Origin of the sequence: Pseudoalteromonas sp. UBA6610, assembly GCF_002433295.1 — a bacterium.
In the GTDB taxonomy this organism is placed as follows: Bacteria; Pseudomonadota; Gammaproteobacteria; order Enterobacterales; family Alteromonadaceae; genus Pseudoalteromonas; species Pseudoalteromonas atlantica.
The window spans coordinates 607-18,781 of sequence record NZ_DJHW01000030.1; the positions used below are offsets into that span (position 1 = coordinate 607).

The following is an 18,175-nucleotide window of genomic DNA, read 5'->3' on the forward strand; positions in this document are numbered from 1 at the left end:
AGTAGGTTTAGGTAATATTTGGGGGTTTCCTACCCAAACAGCAAGTAATGGTGGTGCCGCTTTTTTAGTCGCTTATTTGGTACTTGCGTTCTTTTTAGCATACCCCGCACTTATGGCTGAGCTTATAATTGGCCGCCACGGACAAGCTAATGCGGTGTCTTCTTTAACAAAAATAACATCACACGCGTGGCAAAAGCGTTTTGCTTTTATCGTGGGTTTTGGCGGGATTTTATGTGCAGGCTTTATTTTAAGTTTTTATGCCATTGTGGCAGGCTGGATGCTCAGCGCAACAATCGAGCCTATCACTACATTAGCTGGTGCAAATCAAGCTTCAACGTGGTTAAGTGAGCAGTCACTTACACGAAACATCATTTTTACAGTGATATTTATCATACTCACCGTGGCTATTATTAGCCGTGGCGTAGAAAACGGCATAGAAAAATGGTCTAAGCGTCTTATGCCTGCGCTTTTAGGTATTTTATTTGCCTTAATTGCCTACGTTATGACCCAAGAAGGTGCTATACAAGGGCTTAAAGCCTATTTAGTGCCTGATTTTTCATCTATATTTGATGCAAATTTACTCGTAAGTGCACTCGGGCAAGCGTTTTTCTCTTTATCATTAGGCACCAGCGTGATGATTATTTATGGCTCTTACATAAGTAAAAAAGAAAACCTAGTCACGCTAGGCGCATATGTAACATTAATAGATGTGTTTATCGCGTTTGTAGCGGGCCTTTTAATTATACCAGCCATGTATGTCGCACAAGCTCAAGGCGTAGAAATTTTTTCATCTACAGGCAAACTTCTCTCTGAAGACACACTGGTGTTTCAAGTGTTACCAGCATTGTTTGATGGTATGGGCTCTGTGGGTTTATTTATAGGCTTTGCATTTTTTGCCCTAATGAGTATAGCCGCACTTACCTCCTCTATTTCAATGTTAGAGGCGCCGGTATCCTATACTGTGGAGCGCTTTGCAATGAGCCGCCTGCAGGCAACATGGCTAATTGGCGCGCTAATAAGCGCAGTGAGCATTACCATAGTATGTAACTTAGGAAGCTTATTTGGTTTAGTAATCACTCTAACAACTAAAGTTGCTCAGCCTTTACTTGGCTTAATGTGTTGTATTTTTGTTGGCTGGATTTGGTACCGTGGCTCACTACTAAAAGCAATACAGCAAGGTAACCCTGAGGTTCATAACACACTATTTTGGAAAGTATGGCCTGTATACACTAAGTTTGTGTGCCCTATAGCTATTGGTGCTGTGTTTTTACATTCGGTGTTAAGTTAAAACGTTATTTTTAACTTACCCGAGTTCAGGTTAAGTTCTAAATTAAGTAAAGCCCACGCGTTAAGTGGGCTTTTTAATAGCTTAAATTTACTCGTAATAAATTAGCTTAGTGTATTTAACACCATATCTTGATGAGGGATGCCATCTTCTAGGTATTGCTCCCCTACTTCTGTAAAGCCAAAAGAGCGATAAAATGCTAATAAATAGGTTTGTGCGCCTATATAAATATGACGCTCTGGCCACTGCTTTTTACAACATGCTATGGCCGCATTTACAAGCTCAGTAGCCCGCCCTTTACCTCGCTCACTTTTGCAAACCAGTACACGGCCTATTGCGCTGTACTGCTCATTTTTTTCATAGCAGCGGGCATAAGCTAATAAACTATTATCTGCAATTGCATATAAATGCTGAGTACTAGGGTTAATGTCTACTTCATCAAGCTCAGGGTAAGGACACGTTTGCTCTACAACAAATACATCAACACGGCCGCGCATTATCGTAAATAAAGTACGCGTATCAAGCGCATCAAAATGCGCACATTTAAACGACATATAAAATCCTAAAATAAAAAACCCAGCCTAAGCTGGGTTTAGTTAAATTACGCATTGCTTAGGCAAACAAACGCTCTAATTGGTCGCACAACTGCGATAAATTCACATGGTCGTGCTCTATGGTTAAATCAACATAACCATCGCCTCTAAATGCTCTATCCAGCTCAATTAAAACATGCGTTTTGTGTGCTTCTGGTACAAACGATAATTCAATTTCTTGAATACCAAATAAGCTGCGGCTATTAGGCTTGTACTCTAACTCTTGATAACACCCCGATACCGACTGAAAAGTGGGCGCACGTAAATGGCCTTTTTCAACATCAGCTTTTAATAAACTAAACCCTAATTTATCCATTGCTTGCATACAGGTTTTAACAGCTTCGTTAGGGTAAATATGCAAATGGTCTTTATCTGTAGGGTCTAGTGCTAAATCAATATCAAGGCCTGTTTCAATCCATACATGTGATTGGTTATAGCCGGCATTAATTTCGGTAATTGGCGTTTCTGGATGAAGGCGCGCTTCAAATGGAATGCTTTTAACTTCGCCTGGCTCAATGGTGCCTATGTCGGTTATACGCCACTGATCAATTACGTGATTAGTAAAGTACTCACCTTCTTCGCCATCAACTTTAACGCGAGTCATTAAAAACAAATCAAGACCAGCAATTTCTTGAGCCACATCGCCTGCAGTTATAACGATATTAGCGTTAAAGAGTTGCCCTGGCTGAAGGTGCTCAGTTTCTAAAATTGTATCTACTTTTGCAGCGCCAATACCTACCGACGCTAAAATCTTTTTAAACATATCTATCTCCTTAAGCTGAGCGGCTCAGTTTGTTGCTCAAGCTTAAACTCCTTCGTTAAAGCATCTTAACCATATTTAAAAGCCAATGTCAGTGAAAAAATGTTATTTACATGCTATTTACGATTAAATACGTGTTTAATGTGCATTTTTTATACGTAGCTGGGCAAGTAATTGATTAAACGCGCTCATTTTTAGGGCTATTTTTATTTTCAATGGTATAAAATTTTCGCTACACTGCAATCCCAAATGAAGTGATATTAAGAATTATGGAACTAATCTATTTTGCCGCCGCGTTTGTTTGTGGCTTTGGTGTTTATCAATTAAAACTTCCTCCCCTTATTGGCTTTTTACTTGCCGGTTTTGCATTAAATTTATCTGGCTATAAAAGCACCGAACTACTCGATACCATTGCGGCACTGGGTGTAACACTTCTTTTATTTAGTATTGGCTTAAAACTTAAAGTAAACAGCTTAATCAAGCCCCAAGTATGGGCGCCCGCTACCCTACACATTATTTTTAGCAGTGCATTATTTAGTAGCTTTATGTTACTGCTAGGTATTTTTGCTGTGCCTATGTTTGTTGATTTAAGCTGGCAAAGTGCCTTATTAGTTGGGTTTGCGCTAAGCTTTTCAAGCACTGTATTTGCGGTAAAAGTACTTGAAGAGCGCGGTGAAATGGCAAGCCTACACGGAAAAATAGCCATTGGCATTTTAGTTATGCAGGATATTTTTGCGGTTATATTTTTAGCCATTAGCACCGGCAAAGTACCTAATATGTGGGCTCTTGTTTTAATTATTGCACTACCTTTAGTACGCCCACTTATGTATGCAGTGCTTAACCGCTCTAAACATGGTGAGCTATTGCCGTTATTTGGCTTTTTCTTTGCGTTGGTAGCCGGTTATAACGCTTTTGACTTTGCAGGTTTAAAGGGCGATTTAGGCGCGCTCATTATGGGGATGATGTTTGCGCCACATAAAAAGGCGGGAGAGCTTTCAAAGTCGCTGCTTAATTTAAAGGATATTTTGCTGGTCGGTTTTTTCTTAAGTATTGGTTTAAACGCAGAGCTTACAGCTAATTCATTAATTGTAGCGTTAATCCTTATATTTGTTCTGCCAGTTAAAACCTTACTTTATTATGTGTTTACGAATACCTTTAAGCTCAGAGCACGCACCTCGTTACTCACTGCATTTAGCCTTGCTAATTTTAGTGAGTTTGGCCTCATTGTGTGTGCTGTGGCAGCTTCTACAGGCATGATCACCTCAGAGTGGCTGGCGGTAATGGCTATTGCGGTGTCTATTACCTTTGTTATTGCATCGCCTCTTAATAAACGCTCAAACGAGTTATACGTAAAAATTGAGCGCTGGTTATTAAAATTCGAAAGCAAAACCCGATTAGCTGAAGAGCTACCCGTTAATTTAAACGACACTAAAATTGTTATATTTGGTATGGGACGCATAGGTACAGGTGCATACGAAACAATAAATGCGACTCACCCTAATGTAGTGGCGGGCATTGATATAAAACCAGAGGTGGTAGAAAAACATATTAAACGCAATAGAAAGGTACTCCTTGCCGATGCCACCGACCCTGACTTTTGGCAGCGCGTTAACCACTCTCATGTTGAAATGGTCATGTTAGCTATGCCAAAGCATATGCAAAATATTTTTGCACTAGAGCAATTACAAGCCTCAGGCTATAAAGGCCAAGTAACAGCTATCGCCAATTACCCTGATCAACAAAAAGAGCTTGAACAAATGGGCGTAAACTCGACCTATAACTTTTATTTAGAAGCAGGAAGTGGTTTTGCCGAGCACGTAAAGCAAGAGCTATTCGAAAAATAGCACTTTTATACTAAACAATAAAAAAAACCAAATGAAAACGCCTTATTTTTAATAAGGCTTTTTTATTAGTTTTAGTTTAAAAACTCATTTTATTTACATTCCTTTACATTACTTCTCTCTATCTGTAAAAAAAACAGATAAACTACCGGTGTTGTTTAAATAAACGCCTTCGCACCTGTGTCACATAATTAGACTCCAGCTAATTAATGCAAGGTAAGCATTTATTTATCAACACAAATTTATTCAATCAGAGGGCCTACTCCCTCGTTCAATAGGCTGTTTCTTGCCCGTCACAGCCTATTTTATTTCTGTTTACTTGCCCGCTTACCCAGCCGCTATTTAATGCGTTTATTATTAATAAGCAGTAGTATTACTATTATACGTTTTATCAATTACTGACTTATTATGGATACAGCCGAACTCAAGCTCGCCATTAATACAATTATGCCCTTTGGAAAATACGCAGGCAGACCCTTATTGCTTTTGCCAGAGCCCTACCTAGTGTGGTTTAAACAGCAAGGGTTTCCAGAAAGTAAACTCGGGTCGCAGCTTGCAATGATGTACGAGGTTAAATTAAACGGGCTTGAGCAAATGCTGATGCCCCTACTTAAAAAAAATGAAAAATAATTGAGAACTTTTTCCACGTAGCCGGGTCTACTATTTTGCTACTTGTTGATTTTGGTTTTTAACCACAAAAAGCGCCTTAGGCGCTTTTTTTATGCCTGGCGTTTTTAGGTAAGTTGCTTTTATACCAATCCGCATAATAAAGTGATCTATTTTGAGAATGGAAAAACGAGTGGATAGCTAAGCAAAAAATGCGCTATTTAGTTGTTCTCGGCAATTGCTTCTGCATTCATGCACTCGTAAATGGGAGTTTTTTAACGTAGGTAGCGACACATTTGGCCCCACAAAATGATTAAGTATTATTGAGGATAGGTATTAGGTAAGGTAACTATAAACTTAGCGCCACCAAGCGATGAGTCAGTGATTGAATAGTGCCCTTTATGCCACGATACAATTTTTGCCACTATTGCTAAGCCTAAACCAAAGCCCCCTGTGCTTTTATCACGGCTTTTATCTAAACGAGTAAAAGGTTTAAATACGCTTTCTCTGTCGCTTTTTAAAATACCTTCTCCGTCATCTTCCACAATAAAGTAAATTGCATCACCCTGCGCTTTGAGTGTGACATCAACACGACTAACAGCGTACTTTAACGCATTGCCCACCAAGTTTTGCATTACACGCGCAATAAAGTGCGCATCACACTTGTACACTAAAGCCTGTGGTAACACCGCATTAAACTCTATGCCGCTTGCAAAATTTAGCTTATTAATGACCGATTGTGTCAAAGCAGCCAAATCAACGTCGCTTCTCGCTAAGCTTGGTTGCTGTGAATCAAGCCGAGCGTATTCAAGCATTTCACACACAAGCGCTTCAAGTTCGCTTATATCTGCCTGCATATTAGTGAGGTAATGTTGCCCTTTTTCCGATTGCAGTGTTTCTTCTAACATGGCTATACCAAACTTTAACCGTGCAAGGGGCGTTCTAAATTCATGAGATACAGAGGAGGTCAGTTCTTGTTGCGCACTAAGAAGATGCTCTATGCGCTGCTGCATTACTTTTAGAGTATCAGTAACGGGTAAAAAAAACGATTTAGAAGGACTGCTTAAGTTAAAGTCTTGCGAGCCATCTACCGCTTCGCACGCATGGCTTAATTTAGAAAAATCACGCCATAGTAAAAAGCTCCACAGCCCCACAGGTAACCCTACAATAGCCAGTAACATTAAATACGGGATAACAGAGCTTTCAGGTGCTTTTATAACGCCTACAGGACCAATTTGAAGTAGTTTGTTATCACCAAGCTCAACATACCACACTATGCGCTGCTTTTTATCATACAGATACAGGTAATGGTTTTTATCTAATGAGGCTTGCTGCTTAAGGGGTAAAATAAGATCTTTGCGGGCAATAACTTGGCTTTCAAAGCTGTGTTTTAGCTTATCTAGTCCATCATCGGTTTGCGATAATAACCAAAGTGCTTGGCCAAACTCATCATCTAACAGCACTTGCTGCTGCGTCTCTTCGTAAGGCCAAATTTGTTCTATAACACCACTAACAATAAATAAAGAAACAATGATATAAACATATAAACTTATAAATAGTTTGCCCATTATTCCTTATTTACCTTCATATATTATTTTTCCCAGGCGTCTGATACAAACAAGTAACCTTGCCCCCACACGGTTTTTATACGGTAAGGTTTATCGCTGTTATCACCTAGCTTTTTGCGAATTCGTGACACGCGTACATCAACGGTACGGTCAAGCCCGTCGTATTGACGGCCAATCATATGTTGATGAACATGTTCACGGCTTAGTACTTCGCCTGCATTTGAGGCAAGTAGCCATAATAGCTCAAACTCATGGGATGTAAGTACTATTTCGTTTTCGTTTAATTTAACAATTCGGCTGGTTTTATCAATGACTAAATCACCAAACTGAATCTCTTCTGCGGCCTTAACCACGGGTTGCCCGCGACGCAGTAATGCATTTACACGCGCCAGTAAAACACGCGGTTCTGCAGGTTTTACCACATAATCATCTGCGCCAAGCTCTAAGCCAATCACCTGATCAAAGTCTTCACCTTTTGCAGTAAGCATTAAAATTGGCAACGAAAACTTATCACGTACTTGTCGACATACGCTAAAGCCATCTTTACCTGGCAACATAATATCTAAAATCATTAAATCAGCAGCGTTATTCTCAAGATAACTAAATACTTCATCACCACGGCTTAATACGTCTACTTCTAAGCCATTATGTTCAAGATAATCTTTTGTTAGTTGTTGTAAACCTAGGTCATCTTCAACAAGTAAAATTTTTGGCATGAGTTGCTCCTAAATTAAAAATAGCTCCATGGAGAGCGAAGCCTGCGCCTACTTTTTTTAGCATCAGCACTTTGCACTTCAACGTGTGTTTTAGCAATTAACACACCGGTATGAGGATTGATTAAGGAGTATATGGTCTCTACCTGAACACGCGCTTTATACTCAAACTCACCAACAGCCTGCTGTTGCCAGCATTTAATCAGTTTGTTTTGTTGGTACAGGCATGCATCGCTTGGCGATGGTTGCTGCCAATTAAACTTTAAATCGAGATCGCAAAACGCTTGCTGCTCAGACACAACACACACTTTGGGAGAGACCTTTAAAGACGCATTTTGCGCTACAACGGGAGGGCTAAACAGAAAAACTGTAAGCACAATCAACATTAAATACTTCATATTAAAAAGTATGATCGAATCCTATAAAAGCAGTCATTGAATAGTTACGTTCAAAAAGCGGACTGCCATCCATAGCTGAATAGTCGTAATATGCTACATGAAAACGAAGACTGTTAGCCTCACTCAATGGCCAACTGGCGTCGATTTTAGCATAAGGTTGCCAGCTACTACCAACGTCAATTTTACCTAATGAGGTTTCGTGTGCTTTTAAACCATAATAGTAGCTGTTTAATTCAGCTGATTTATAGTTAACCCCAAGCGTTGGTTTTAACTTTAAACGCCCCACTTCACTGTGGTACTGCCATTGTATAGCGCCCCGAGTACCGTTATAAACATTACTTATATCGTGTAATAACTGTATCGATAGCACATGGTTTTGCTGCACATAATGATAGCTTCCCCCGGCATCTAGGGCTAAATGGCGATTATCAATATTATCGATATTTATTTTTTTAGGCTGAGGATTATTTTGCGCTAATGCAGAAGCACCTGCGGTTGCTGGTAAAACAAAGAGGTTATTAGGATGCCAATCAATAAAAAAGCGTGACTCTGCGTTCAGTTCTGAAACGATATTAAAATGATGCTTTTGATTTTCTACAAGTGTGTAGCCAAGGCGACCATTATCGAAAAACCAGCGCTCGCCATAAAAAGCAATGCGTGGGATCACAGGGAGCGGGACGTTTTTTCCGCCATGCAGAGGGTTGGTAATAACACCCGCGCCGACACTTAGATTTACATGCCACTTCTTAACAGTAATATGTTGCTGCGCATACTCTTGTTCGTTATAGGCCTGCGAAGCTGTGCTAGGCACGCAAACAAGACACACCACAAAGCAAAAAATGTAAATAAAAGTATTGAGCCGCATTAACCTAATCTAAATGAGTAAAATAAGTAAGTGACCCATACTAGCAAGGTAAGCACAAATGTGCGCCACCTGGTTACAATCATTCACAATTTTTATACATGAGTATCACATTTAAATGTCAGGGGCTATTTCAATACGGTTGCGACCATGTGTTTTAGCTATATATAAAGCTCGGTCGGCGCGCTCAATAAGTACCGAACCTTTCGTGAATGGACGTAAAATAGCGAGCCCAAAACTTGCAGAAATTGCACGTTTAGAATTTACATCGTCTTTTTTACGGATAGTTAATGAGGCAATATCTAAACGAATTTTATCAGCAAACACCATAATCTCGTTGATGCTGTCAAAATACCCGGTAATACAAAACTCCTCACCACCATAGCGGTAAACATTCAGGCTATCGGAAATATTTTTCGAAACTTTTTTGGCTACTAATTTAAGTACTTCATCGCCTTTTTGATGACCAAAATCGTCGTTAAAACGCTTAAAGTGATCAATATCAAACATGATTAGTACCGCCAATACGCTCTCGTCAGCTTGCTCTGAATAGGTTTGACAAAACTGCTGAATATCATCATCAAACTTTCTTCTATTAAAAAAGCCTGTCAGGGGGTCTGTATCGGCTGCTTCTTGAGAAAGGTTAAGTGCTTCTTTTAAATCTTTAATTTCGTTATAGGCTACCGCAAGCTTAGTTTGAAATTCTCGCGCATAGTCTTGCATAGCCACCGACTCGTCAGTTAAGCGTTCAACACAACCGAGTATTTCGTTAAACGAATTTACATTAGCTAAACTTGCTAACTCATTTTGAGAATCTACCAACGACGTGGTAAAGCTTTTAGAATGATTGAGGGTAACGCTTATATCATGCTGTACTTGCTCCATAGTGCCATGGAAGCGATCTGCCATTTCTTGAAAAAACACTAAGTCATCTTCGCTCAAATGCTTATCAAAAATTTCTTTTGCTTTATTTTGAGTACATGTTTGTTGCTCAGCAATGACGTGATCAAGCTCAGCATTTAATGCTGGTTTACTGCCTTGCACATAGCAATACCAAATAGCGTAATTGATAGGCGTTACCGGCATTCGGTATTTTACCATCAGAGGAATTGCTTTTTTTAAACATTGAGCAGAATGAGCGAGCGATACAGCATGATCCATAATTATTATAAACTCTCGTGCGTCATTATTTTTTATTATTAAGCTTTCATGTTAAGTAATAGTAAACTCATACGCAACTGTTAATCATACTATTTACTGAATTATATTAATCGTTAAAAGCTTAAATAACATTTGCGCCTAAAGTTTGTGCAATATTCCATAATGCACTGATTGCTGGGTCGTTAAGCTCTTTTTTTAGCACCGCCAAACCAATATCAAACCCTTCTGGCTGGTAATTTTCACTGGGCAGTACGTGTACCTTGTCTTGTAGCGGACTATTATCTAGCACTATTTTGGGAACCATGGCGACACCTAATCCTAGGCTCACCATAGATACCATAGCTTCGTGCCCTGCTACTTGTGCATAAATTTTTCCATGCACATTATTTTTCCGCCACCACTGCTCTAACCGCTGCCTAGAAAAACCTTGCTCAGGTACAATAAACTCCAGTTCTGACCAATCAATATGTGGGGCGTTTTTCGCTATTTTTTCGCTGATCGGGCATTGAATTTTAGGGCCAATAAGAACCAGTGGAGAGTGGCCTATATTAACAAAAGCAATTTGGGCAGGCAGTTTACTTGGCCGTGCAGCAATAGCCATTGATTCATGGGCATCCAGTACTCGGTTTATTGCCAACGCCGGATCGCCGGTATTTAGCGTTATTTCTATATGCTGATGCTGCGCGCGGAGTTGTTCTAATATTTGATGCAAAAAACTATACGAGGCGGTGACTGAGCAATAAATACTCACATTACCGTAAATATGCTGGGTTGGGTCTTTCACATTCGCTTTAAAGCGCTGCCAATTAGCCAGTGTAGAGGTGGCGTAATCAATAAACGACTCCCCTTCTTTAGTTAATTTTACACTTCGGTTATCGCGTATAAATAAAGCAACGCCGACCTCATCTTCAAGCTGCTTAATATTACGACTTAAAGTAGGTGCACTTATATGGCACAGCTCGCTCGCCCTGGCAAAATGGAGCGTTTTAGCTAACGCTAAAAAGTAATTTAAATGCTTATGATCCATTACACGCCTATACGTTTCATCTTTTGAAATACTTTAGTGCAAATATATCATTTTACGCAAGCAAAGTTTTTTTTTATGGTGTGTTTAAGCAAAGCAAATACGCTTTGCATCTAACAAACACGAATTATAGGACACTAACATGGCGAATTATTTTAATACCTTACCTTTACGCGAGCAGTTAGCTCAATTAGCGCAATGTGAATTTATGGACCCAAGTGAATTTACCGATGGTGTTGATGCACTTAAAGGTAAAAAGCTGGTTATTGTTGGCTGTGGCGCACAAGGTCTTAACCAAGGTTTAAACTTACGTGACTCAGGCCTAGATGTATCGTACACGTTACGTCAATCAGCAATTGATGAGCGTCGTCAGTCATACCTAAATGCATCTGAAAACGGTTTTACTGTAGGCACGTACGAAGAGCTAATTCCGAGCGCTGACGTAGTATTAAACCTAACACCTGATAAGCAACATACGGCCGTTGTAACTGCCATTATGCCTTTAATGAAACAAGGCTCTACACTTGCTTACTCGCACGGTTTTAATATTGTTGAAGAAGGCATGCAAATTCGTGAAGACATTACGGTAATCATGGTTGCTCCTAAGTGTCCTGGCTCTGAAGTTCGCGAAGAATACAAACGCGGCTTTGGTGTACCTACTCTTATTGCTGTTCACCCAGAAAATGACCCACAAGGTCACGGCTTAGCACAAGCTAAAGCCTACGCTGCGGGTACCGGTGGTCATCGTGCCGGTGTACTTAAGTCATCGTTTATCGCTGAAGTTAAATCAGACTTAATGGGCGAGCAAACAATTCTTTGTGGCATGTTACAAACCGGTTCAATTTTATGTTTTGATAAAATGATTGAAAAAGGCATTGATGCGGGTTACGCATCAAAACTAATTCAATACGGCTGGGAAGTAATTACCGAAGCCCTTAAATACGGCGGCGTTACTAACATGCTTGACCGTTTATCAAACCCTGCAAAAGTAAAAGCGTTTGAACTAAGCGAAGAACTTAAAGTTATTATGCGCCCGCTTTATAACAAGCACCAAGATGACATTATCGACGGTACTTTCTCACGCGTAATGATGGAAGATTGGGCAAACGACGATGCAAACTTACTAAAATGGCGTGCAGAAACTGCCGAAACTAACTTTGAAAAAACCCCTGCTGGTGATGTAGAAATCTCTGAGCAAGAGTTTTTCGATAACGGTATTTTAATGGTTGCTATGGTTAAAGCGGGCGTTGAGCTTGCATTTGAAACCATGACTGCAGCGGGCATTATTGACGAGTCGGCTTATTATGAGTCTTTACACGAAACACCGTTAATTGCCAACACAATAGCACGTAAAAAATTATTCGAAATGAACCGTACTATTTCTGATACTGCAGAATACGGCTGTTACTTATACAACCATGCCTGTTTACCATTATTGGCCGATTTTATGAAAAACATCGACACCGATGTTATTGGTAAAGGCTTAAATGAGCAAAGTAACCAAGTAGATAACCAAACATTGATTCAAATTAACACTGCACTACGTGAGCACCCTGTTGAAATTGTTGGCGCTAGACTACGCGGCTACATGTCAGCTATGAAGAAAATTGTATAACTAGTTTCGCTTGTTAGAAACCAAGCCCACATGCATACGCTGTGGGCTTTTTCGTGCTAGTAATAATAAAAAGCGAGTATACCCTTTTAGATATATTGCAATAATTAGCGCTTAATTAATAATGTGCTAACATGGCTATCTACCTAGTTGTAAAGTTAAATAATATGACGATAAAAAACCTAACTATCACTCAAAAAATCACCATTTTAGGCAGTACCATTGCAATCTGTGTCGCTGCATTAATTGGTTTAACGTCTTTATATAGCTCTGAAGATATTATAGAACGACGTATGATTGAATCTGAGCTACCCAGCAAATTACACAGTATTAGTAATCAAATTGGTGGCGAAATAAACGAACTACTAGGTGCTGCACAGCAACTATCATCAAATGAATTTATCTTAGAGTGGGCGCGCTCAAATAACCAAGACGACACACTACTGCTTAAAGAATTAAACCGCGTAGCAAAGCAGTTTGATTTAGCAACGGCGTCATGGGCTAACCGTGATACAGCACAATATTGGAACCAACACGGATTTTTACGCGTGCTTAAAAACGACGCGGCTGATGGGTGGTTTTTTGGCTTTACCAACTCAAATAATCCGTACTCAATCAGTATTTATCAAGAATCCCCGACTGATGTAAAAATGTTTGTAAATCATCAACAAACAAATGGGCTTGGATTAGCGGGGCTTGCAAAAAGCATCACCGACATGCAAAAGCTATTACAACAATTTAAAATTGAGCAAACAGGCTTTGTATTTATTGCAGATAAAAGCGGCTTAATTCAGTTACATAAAGATGCAAATAAAGTGGCTAAAGTAAACATAGACACACTTTATGGCAGTAATGTTCATAGTACTTTGTATAACCCTTCTGGTTTTGCAATTACAGAATTATCACTTAATAACGAAGCCACATTTTTAGCAGCCATGCCAATAGCCAATACCGACTTATACGTATTAGCCCAAGTACCTAAAAGTGAGGTGTTTGCGACTGTAGGTACATTGGAGTGGCAAATATTTACATTTACGCTAGTGATAGCCCTCGTTGCTAGCATGCTAAGTTACTTGTTAGCACGTTCTTTAGCGTCACCGCTTTCGGATATGGCCGAGCTGTTCTCACGTTTAGGATCAGGCGATGCTAATTTAGCGTACCGTTTGCCAGAGTCTAATCAGCCAGAGCTAAACAATTTAAGCCATGGCTTTAACCAGTTTATTCATAAAATTGAAACTGCCATCAAGCAAGTCGCCAACGAAAGTACAGAAATACGCCAAAGTTCTAATCATGTATTTGAACAAGCAAAAAACAACTCGCAGTCTATTGATAATCAAAAAGAGCAAACCATTTCGGTTGCTGCAGCCATTAACGAAATGGGCGCAACTGTACAAGAAATAGCACAAAGTGCGGCTAATGCAGCTAAGTTAACGCAAAGCAGTCAAGAAAACACCAGCCAAAGCCATCAGCAAGTACTGCAAAGCCAAGCTACAATTTCAGCGCTTGCCACTGATATTGACGGCATTACCGAGCAAGTAGCACTGCTTTCTAAAAAAACAATTGATATAGCGAGTATTGTTGACTCTATTCGCGGCATTTCAGAGCAAACTAATTTACTGGCCTTAAACGCAGCCATCGAATCGGCACGGGCTGGTGAGCATGGTAGAGGCTTTGCAGTGGTGGCCGATGAAGTACGCGCGCTTGCTAATCGTACCTCGCAATCAACCACCGAAATTCAGTCAATGATTGAAGAGCTAACCACTATTTCTGAAGATGTAGTAAACGATATTAGTCAATCTAAGCAAAAAGCCCAACAAAGCGTAGGCGCAATGCAAAGCTCTGTTGAATTGCTTGATGCGATAAGCGAAACAGCAAATCAAATAAACGACATGGCTACCTTAATTGCCACCGCAACTGAGCAGCAAAGTAACGTGGTTGCTGATGTAGGACGTAATATTGAGCAAATAAGTGAAATTAGTGACCGTGCTATGAATGAACAAATAAACACCGAGCAAGCAATTCGCGATTTAGCAAATAGCGCTCAAGCGCTTGATGCACTCGTAGCCACCTTTGAAAAACACCACTAAACACGTTTTGTAACACTTTAATAAACCACCTACGCATATTGCATCTACACTTATAGATGTAATATGTTGGAGGTGGTTTATGAACATATCTTGTTTTAACGCATTATTACTAAGTAGCTGCTTATATTTAAGCGCATGTAACACCACGGTGCGTGAACCGCCGCCGCTTGCCCTTGCAAACCATCCAACATTTAACCGTATTAACGTTGAAACCGAGCAAGACATATTTAAGCTCGACAAAACAATCACTTCCCAACTTGATGCCCACTTAACCAGTAAGCGCAGCGCGCATTACTTAGCGAACAGTATTTTAAGTTTTTTATTAAAAAACGGCGATAACTCATTAACCTATCAAAGTGGCGCCACATTGAGTGCATCGCAAACCTACGCTAATTTAAATGCTAATTGCCTGTCGTTATCGATATTAGCGTATAGCTTAGCCGATTATTTAGGTATAAAAGCGCGCTTTCAAAAGGTTCATATTCCTGAATATTGGGCAATGAATAAAGGGGTTAATTTACTGACAGGGCATATTAATTTATCAATTGACAATGCGCTTATGCAAACAATACCAGCCACAATGGTTTATCAACGTGATAAACAGTTAACCATAGACTTCGACCCGAATATAAGAAAACAACGCTTTAAAACCAGCCCAATAAGCAAAGAGTTTGTTACGGCTATGTTTTATAACAATAAAGGCGCTCAAGCGTTAGTAAATAAAAATTATAATTTAGCTTATAGCTACTTTAGTGCCGCCGTTGAAGCCGCCCCATTATACAGTGGTGGCTGGGGAAATTTAGGTATTGTATTTAGGCAGCTTAATTATTTAAAAGAAGCTGAACAGGCATATAACTATGCTTTATTGCTTGATAAAAATAACCATACTGCCATAGGTAATCTCGCTGTGCTGTACACCTTAAGTAACCGCGCTAAACAAGGTCAGCAAATGCTAAAACAGCTCAATAAAAAGCGCCAAGCTAACCCGTATTACCATATATCATTGGGTAATAGTGAACTGGTACTTAAAAATTACTCTCAAGCGATTAAGCATTTTAAAAGCGCTTATAAAATTGACGCTAAGTTACACGAAAGCCACTTTGGCCTTGCGCGAGCATATTATTTTACCGGCAATATAAAGCAGGCAACACATTATATGCGTTTAGCGGGTATAAACGCCGAGTTTAACTATGACAAAGCCCGCTATCGTAATAAATTAAAAGCATTAAAAAATGCCACAGCTTCACTTAGTCATTAGCTGTTGTACGTAGTGCTCTTTTTGGGCCCTACTTAATTTTTTAATTTGCCACTCTAACTTGCTGGCTTCGCTTTTTGAGCCCACCTTTTGTTGATGAATTAAAACTAAAGGGCCTTTGCCTTTTAAGTTTTTTGCGCCTTTACCCGCTTGATGCGTGGCTAAGCGCTTATCAACATTGGTTGTTATACCTGTATACCAGTGGCCTAAACGCGTTTGCACTATATACAAATACCACGTTGAGGGTACTTTGTGTGCTTTGCTTATATTTATACTTAAACTTTTTTGTGTGTTTGTGGTCAAAACGTTGCCCTAACCCTCGTAACTAAAAACAATTTCTTAAAAGGGTTTTACCTTCAGTGACTAATCGGTATCATGCAGATTATAAAAAATAAGGATCACAACTAACAATGCAGTCGTTAAAAACTTTTTCTCTTTGGCTTATCGTTGCTCTCACATTCAGCTCTTTAGCAGGTTGTTCTAGCTGGGTATATAGAATCAATATCCCACAGGGTAACTTTTTAGAGCAATCAGATGTAGATAAGCTTCGTGTAAACATGACACGAGAGCAAGTTATTTATGTATTAGGTCGTCCAATAGCAGAAGATGCGTTTGATAATAGTACCTGGCGTTATGTGTACAGCTTTAACAAAGGCCGCGATAATGAGCAGCATAAAGAGTTGCTGGTTAAATTTGAAAATGATCAACTAGTTGCTGTTTCGGGTGATTATGATCAACCAGAAAACTTTGATACTCCGCTAGAGCAGTAAACGCTTTAGTTATTAAAAAAAGGTGAGCATGGCTCACCTTTTTTATTTACTACATTAATAACCTTTATAAAGGACGCCCACCGGTAACTTTATTTGCTCGACCTTCCTCTTTTGCTTTTTCAGCACGCTTTCTTCGAGCATCTTTAGGGTCTGCAATTAGTGGACGATAAATTTCTATTCTGTCGCCATCTTTTAATTCGTAATGCGCTTTTACTGTTCTATTCCATACACCTAAAGTAAGCGCAGTTGGGTCTATTTCAGGGCACTTATCAATGATCCCCGATTGAATAACAGCTTGTTCGGCTGTGGTTCCTTGCGCTACTTCCACCGTTAATGTGGTTGCTTTAGTCGGTAATGCAAAAACTATCTCAACGCTAATCATTATCTTGCTCCGTATACATCTTTTGCACGTTGCGTGAATGCACTAACCATATTTTTAGCTACATCATTAAAAATTTTACCAAACGCCAATTCTATAAGCTTGCTAGAGAATTCAAATTCAAGCTTAAGCTCAACTTTACAGGCTTTTTTATCTAACGCTTGAAAATGCCAACGCCCTTTAAGAGTTTTAAATGGGCCATCAACCAGCCTTAATTGCACGGTTTGCTCGTCAATAAAGGTGTTTTCAGTGGTAAACCACTTTTTTATACCCGCCTTGGATATTTCTAAACTCGCGGTCATGTTATTATTGTGCTGCGAAACGATTTTAGAGTCTGAGCAATTAGGTAAAAACTGCGGATAAGCTTCTACATCATTAACTAGGTCAAACATCTCTTTAGTGCTGTACATAACCAGCGCACTTTTTTCTATTTGTGGCATACTCACTCCCAACTGTGTGGGCGAATTTTAGCAAGCTTTGCGCGTTTCCCCAAATTTTCATGGTCTTAAGTTCACCAGATTATTTTAAAGGCACATATAAAAAATCGATGTAAAACATCTCTTAATACGTATATTATAGGGCACTATGGCTAAGAACAAATCATCAAAATCGAACAGTAATACCATCGCGCTTAACAAAAAAGCGCGTCATGAGTATTTTTTACACGACAAGTTTGAAGCAGGTGTTGAACTACAGGGCTGGGAAGTAAAAAGTATCCGAGCTGGTAAGGTAAACATCTCAGAAACTTATATTCATCTTAAAAATGGCGAAGCTTTTTTATTAGGCAGTCAAATTCAGCCTTTAAATAGCGCATCGACTCATGTTATTTGCGATCCAATGCGATACCGTAAACTGTTATTAAGCCGCAAAGAGCTTGATAGATTAGTCGGTGCCACTGAACGAGATGGCTACTCACTTGTTGCCACTGCCATGTATTGGAAAAAATGTTGGGTGAAACTTGAATTTCACTTAGCAAAAGGTAAAAAAATGCATGACAAACGTGAAGACGGCAAAAATAAAGATTGGTCGCGTGAGAAAGAACGCCTCATGAAACATAAAGTATAATCACAACGCCTAATTTATTTAGGCGTTTTTTTTAATTTCTCACCGGTTAAATTTAAAACAACCTGATCAAATTACCCTCAGCTTTATTTAATTCATCCCTGTGCGTGATATAAATAAATTATTACACTTTATTTATTTTTTTAATTTCTTTAGATGCCTGTCCATTTTAGTGCGCAAATTTTATGATACAAAGCGA

The 18,175-nt window shown here is 39.4% G+C and carries 19 protein-coding genes; 8 read left to right on the forward strand and 11 right to left on the reverse strand.

The window, feature by feature from the left end; translation table 11 throughout:
- The coding region (locus B4F91_RS04290; RefSeq protein ID WP_288635390.1) for a sodium-dependent transporter at positions 1 to 1,288 on the forward strand (1,288 nt) is incomplete at its 5' end.
- Between the two features lie 101 nt (positions 1,289 to 1,389).
- Here the strand turns inward: B4F91_RS04290 and B4F91_RS04295 are convergent.
- Both B4F91_RS04295 and B4F91_RS04300 read right to left on the reverse strand, forming a co-directional pair.
- A complete protein-coding gene (locus tag B4F91_RS04295; protein ID WP_248451070.1) occupies positions 1,390 to 1,839 on the reverse strand; it encodes a GNAT family N-acetyltransferase in 450 nt (149 codons plus the stop codon).
- Positions 1,840 to 1,897: 58 nt separating this feature from the next.
- Positions 1,898 to 2,641: a sporulation protein gene (locus B4F91_RS04300; RefSeq protein ID WP_029773443.1), complete on the reverse strand. Its 744-nt coding sequence runs from the start codon at positions 2,639 to 2,641 to the stop codon at positions 1,898 to 1,900.
- 266 nt (positions 2,642 to 2,907) lie between these two features.
- Between B4F91_RS04300 and B4F91_RS04305 the strand changes: the two genes are divergently transcribed.
- Both B4F91_RS04305 and B4F91_RS04310 read left to right on the forward strand, forming a co-directional pair.
- On the forward strand, positions 2,908 to 4,482 hold the full coding sequence (locus B4F91_RS04305) for a cation:proton antiporter family protein (protein ID WP_286938316.1): 1,575 nt from the start codon (positions 2,908 to 2,910) through the stop codon (positions 4,480 to 4,482).
- A 405-nt stretch (positions 4,483 to 4,887) separates the two neighbouring features.
- On the forward strand, positions 4,888 to 5,109 hold the full coding sequence (locus B4F91_RS04310) for a DUF3820 family protein (RefSeq protein ID WP_121637164.1): 222 nt from the start codon (positions 4,888 to 4,890) through the stop codon (positions 5,107 to 5,109).
- 296 nt (positions 5,110 to 5,405) lie between these two features.
- Here B4F91_RS04310 and B4F91_RS04315 read toward each other — a convergent pair whose 3' ends face one another.
- The 6 genes from B4F91_RS04315 to ilvY all read right to left on the reverse strand — a co-directional run bounded on the left by B4F91_RS04315 (position 5,406) and on the right by ilvY (position 10,814).
- Positions 5,406 to 6,653 carry an ATP-binding protein gene (locus B4F91_RS04315; protein WP_064386818.1) on the reverse strand — a complete coding sequence of 416 codons (1,248 nt, stop codon included), beginning with the start codon at positions 6,651 to 6,653 and terminating at the stop codon, positions 5,406 to 5,408.
- Positions 6,654 to 6,676: 23 nt separating this feature from the next.
- Positions 6,677 to 7,369, reverse strand: a complete 693-nt coding sequence (locus tag B4F91_RS04320) for a response regulator transcription factor (protein ID WP_024031826.1) — start codon at positions 7,367 to 7,369, stop codon at positions 6,677 to 6,679.
- A gap of 14 nt (positions 7,370 to 7,383) precedes the next feature.
- A complete protein-coding gene (locus B4F91_RS04325) occupies positions 7,384 to 7,752 on the reverse strand; it encodes a DUF3019 domain-containing protein (RefSeq protein WP_036963332.1) in 369 nt (122 codons plus the stop codon).
- Between the two features lie 13 nt (positions 7,753 to 7,765).
- The gene (locus B4F91_RS04330; RefSeq protein WP_282451978.1) at positions 7,766 to 8,629 is read right to left on the reverse strand and encodes a MipA/OmpV family protein; all 864 of its coding nucleotides are present in this window, start codon (positions 8,627 to 8,629) and stop codon (positions 7,766 to 7,768) included.
- Between the two features lie 111 nt (positions 8,630 to 8,740).
- Positions 8,741 to 9,787: a GGDEF domain-containing protein gene (locus B4F91_RS04335; RefSeq protein WP_286938320.1), complete on the reverse strand. Its 1,047-nt coding sequence runs from the start codon at positions 9,785 to 9,787 to the stop codon at positions 8,741 to 8,743.
- A 121-nt stretch (positions 9,788 to 9,908) separates the two neighbouring features.
- Positions 9,909 to 10,814 (reverse strand): HTH-type transcriptional activator IlvY, encoded by a 906-nt coding sequence (gene ilvY / locus B4F91_RS04340; protein ID WP_121637162.1) that lies wholly within the window; start codon positions 10,812 to 10,814, stop codon positions 9,909 to 9,911.
- Between the two features lie 139 nt (positions 10,815 to 10,953).
- On the opposite strand from ilvY, the gene ilvC reads away from it, so the two are divergent.
- The 3 genes from ilvC (at position 10,954) to B4F91_RS04355 (ending at position 15,768) form a co-directional block, all read left to right on the forward strand.
- The gene (gene ilvC, locus B4F91_RS04345; protein WP_029773436.1) at positions 10,954 to 12,426 is read left to right on the forward strand and encodes a ketol-acid reductoisomerase; all 1,473 of its coding nucleotides are present in this window, start codon (positions 10,954 to 10,956) and stop codon (positions 12,424 to 12,426) included.
- Between the two features lie 164 nt (positions 12,427 to 12,590).
- Complete coding sequence (locus B4F91_RS04350; protein ID WP_286938323.1) at positions 12,591 to 14,510, forward strand: methyl-accepting chemotaxis protein; 1,920 nt, start codon at positions 12,591 to 12,593, stop codon at positions 14,508 to 14,510.
- 79 nt (positions 14,511 to 14,589) lie between these two features.
- The gene (locus B4F91_RS04355; protein ID WP_121637161.1) at positions 14,590 to 15,768 is read left to right on the forward strand and encodes a tetratricopeptide repeat protein; all 1,179 of its coding nucleotides are present in this window, start codon (positions 14,590 to 14,592) and stop codon (positions 15,766 to 15,768) included.
- Here B4F91_RS04355 and B4F91_RS04360 read toward each other — a convergent pair.
- A complete protein-coding gene (locus B4F91_RS04360) occupies positions 15,754 to 16,068 on the reverse strand; it encodes a GIY-YIG nuclease family protein (RefSeq protein WP_004587367.1) in 315 nt (104 codons plus the stop codon). The two genes, B4F91_RS04355 and B4F91_RS04360, sit on opposite strands and share 15 nt — an antisense overlap.
- Positions 16,069 to 16,175: 107 nt before the next feature.
- Here B4F91_RS04360 and B4F91_RS04365 point away from each other — a divergent pair, with 107 nt between their 5' ends.
- Entirely contained in the window at positions 16,176 to 16,535 is a 360-nt protein-coding gene (locus tag B4F91_RS04365; protein WP_004587368.1) for an outer membrane protein assembly factor BamE, read from the forward strand.
- Positions 16,536 to 16,599: 64 nt separating this feature from the next.
- Here the strand turns inward: B4F91_RS04365 and B4F91_RS04370 are convergent, their stop codons facing one another.
- Together B4F91_RS04370 and B4F91_RS04375 are read right to left on the reverse strand one after the other, a co-directional pair.
- A complete protein-coding gene (locus B4F91_RS04370) occupies positions 16,600 to 16,917 on the reverse strand; it encodes an RnfH family protein (RefSeq protein WP_024031817.1) in 318 nt (105 codons plus the stop codon).
- The gene (locus B4F91_RS04375; RefSeq protein ID WP_055253005.1) at positions 16,917 to 17,354 is read right to left on the reverse strand and encodes a type II toxin-antitoxin system RatA family toxin; all 438 of its coding nucleotides are present in this window, start codon (positions 17,352 to 17,354) and stop codon (positions 16,917 to 16,919) included. Before B4F91_RS04375 ends, B4F91_RS04370 begins: the two co-directional genes overlap by 1 nt.
- A 145-nt stretch (positions 17,355 to 17,499) precedes the next feature.
- On the opposite strand from B4F91_RS04375, the gene smpB reads away from it, so the two are divergent.
- On the forward strand, positions 17,500 to 17,979 hold the full coding sequence (gene smpB, locus B4F91_RS04380; protein WP_004587371.1) for an SsrA-binding protein SmpB: 480 nt from the start codon (positions 17,500 to 17,502) through the stop codon (positions 17,977 to 17,979).
- The last annotated feature ends 196 nt before the right edge of the window (positions 17,980 to 18,175 follow it).

Excerpts from the sequence above, each read along its gene's own strand:
- B4F91_RS04295 (WP_248451070.1), bottom strand. The coding sequence starts at position 1,839 with ATGTCGTTTAAATGTGCGCATTTTGATGCGCTTGATACGCGTACTTTA.
- B4F91_RS04320 (WP_024031826.1), bottom strand. The coding sequence starts at position 7,369 with ATGCCAAAAATTTTACTTGTTGAAGATGACCTAGGTTTACAACAACTA.
- B4F91_RS04310 (WP_121637164.1), top strand. The coding sequence starts at position 4,888 with ATGGATACAGCCGAACTCAAGCTCGCCATTAATACAATTATGCCCTTT.
- B4F91_RS04325 (WP_036963332.1), bottom strand. The coding sequence starts at position 7,752 with ATGTTGATTGTGCTTACAGTTTTTCTGTTTAGCCCTCCCGTTGTAGCG.
- B4F91_RS04315 (WP_064386818.1), bottom strand. The coding sequence starts at position 6,653 with ATGGGCAAACTATTTATAAGTTTATATGTTTATATCATTGTTTCTTTA.
- B4F91_RS04335 (WP_286938320.1), bottom strand. The coding sequence starts at position 9,787 with ATGGATCATGCTGTATCGCTCGCTCATTCTGCTCAATGTTTAAAAAAA.
- B4F91_RS04305 (WP_286938316.1), top strand. The coding sequence starts at position 2,908 with ATGGAACTAATCTATTTTGCCGCCGCGTTTGTTTGTGGCTTTGGTGTT.
- B4F91_RS04330 (WP_282451978.1), bottom strand. The coding sequence starts at position 8,629 with ATGCGGCTCAATACTTTTATTTACATTTTTTGCTTTGTGGTGTGTCTT.
- ilvC (WP_029773436.1), top strand. The coding sequence starts at position 10,954 with ATGGCGAATTATTTTAATACCTTACCTTTACGCGAGCAGTTAGCTCAA.
- B4F91_RS04365 (WP_004587368.1), top strand. The coding sequence starts at position 16,176 with ATGCAGTCGTTAAAAACTTTTTCTCTTTGGCTTATCGTTGCTCTCACA.
- smpB (WP_004587371.1), top strand. The coding sequence starts at position 17,500 with ATGGCTAAGAACAAATCATCAAAATCGAACAGTAATACCATCGCGCTT.
- ilvY (WP_121637162.1), bottom strand. The coding sequence starts at position 10,814 with ATGGATCATAAGCATTTAAATTACTTTTTAGCGTTAGCTAAAACGCTC.
- B4F91_RS04300 (WP_029773443.1), bottom strand. The coding sequence starts at position 2,641 with ATGTTTAAAAAGATTTTAGCGTCGGTAGGTATTGGCGCTGCAAAAGTA.
- B4F91_RS04370 (WP_024031817.1), bottom strand. The coding sequence starts at position 16,917 with ATGATTAGCGTTGAGATAGTTTTTGCATTACCGACTAAAGCAACCACA.
- B4F91_RS04355 (WP_121637161.1), top strand. The coding sequence starts at position 14,590 with ATGAACATATCTTGTTTTAACGCATTATTACTAAGTAGCTGCTTATAT.
- B4F91_RS04375 (WP_055253005.1), bottom strand. The coding sequence starts at position 17,354 with ATGCCACAAATAGAAAAAAGTGCGCTGGTTATGTACAGCACTAAAGAG.
- B4F91_RS04350 (WP_286938323.1), top strand. The coding sequence starts at position 12,591 with ATGACGATAAAAAACCTAACTATCACTCAAAAAATCACCATTTTAGGC.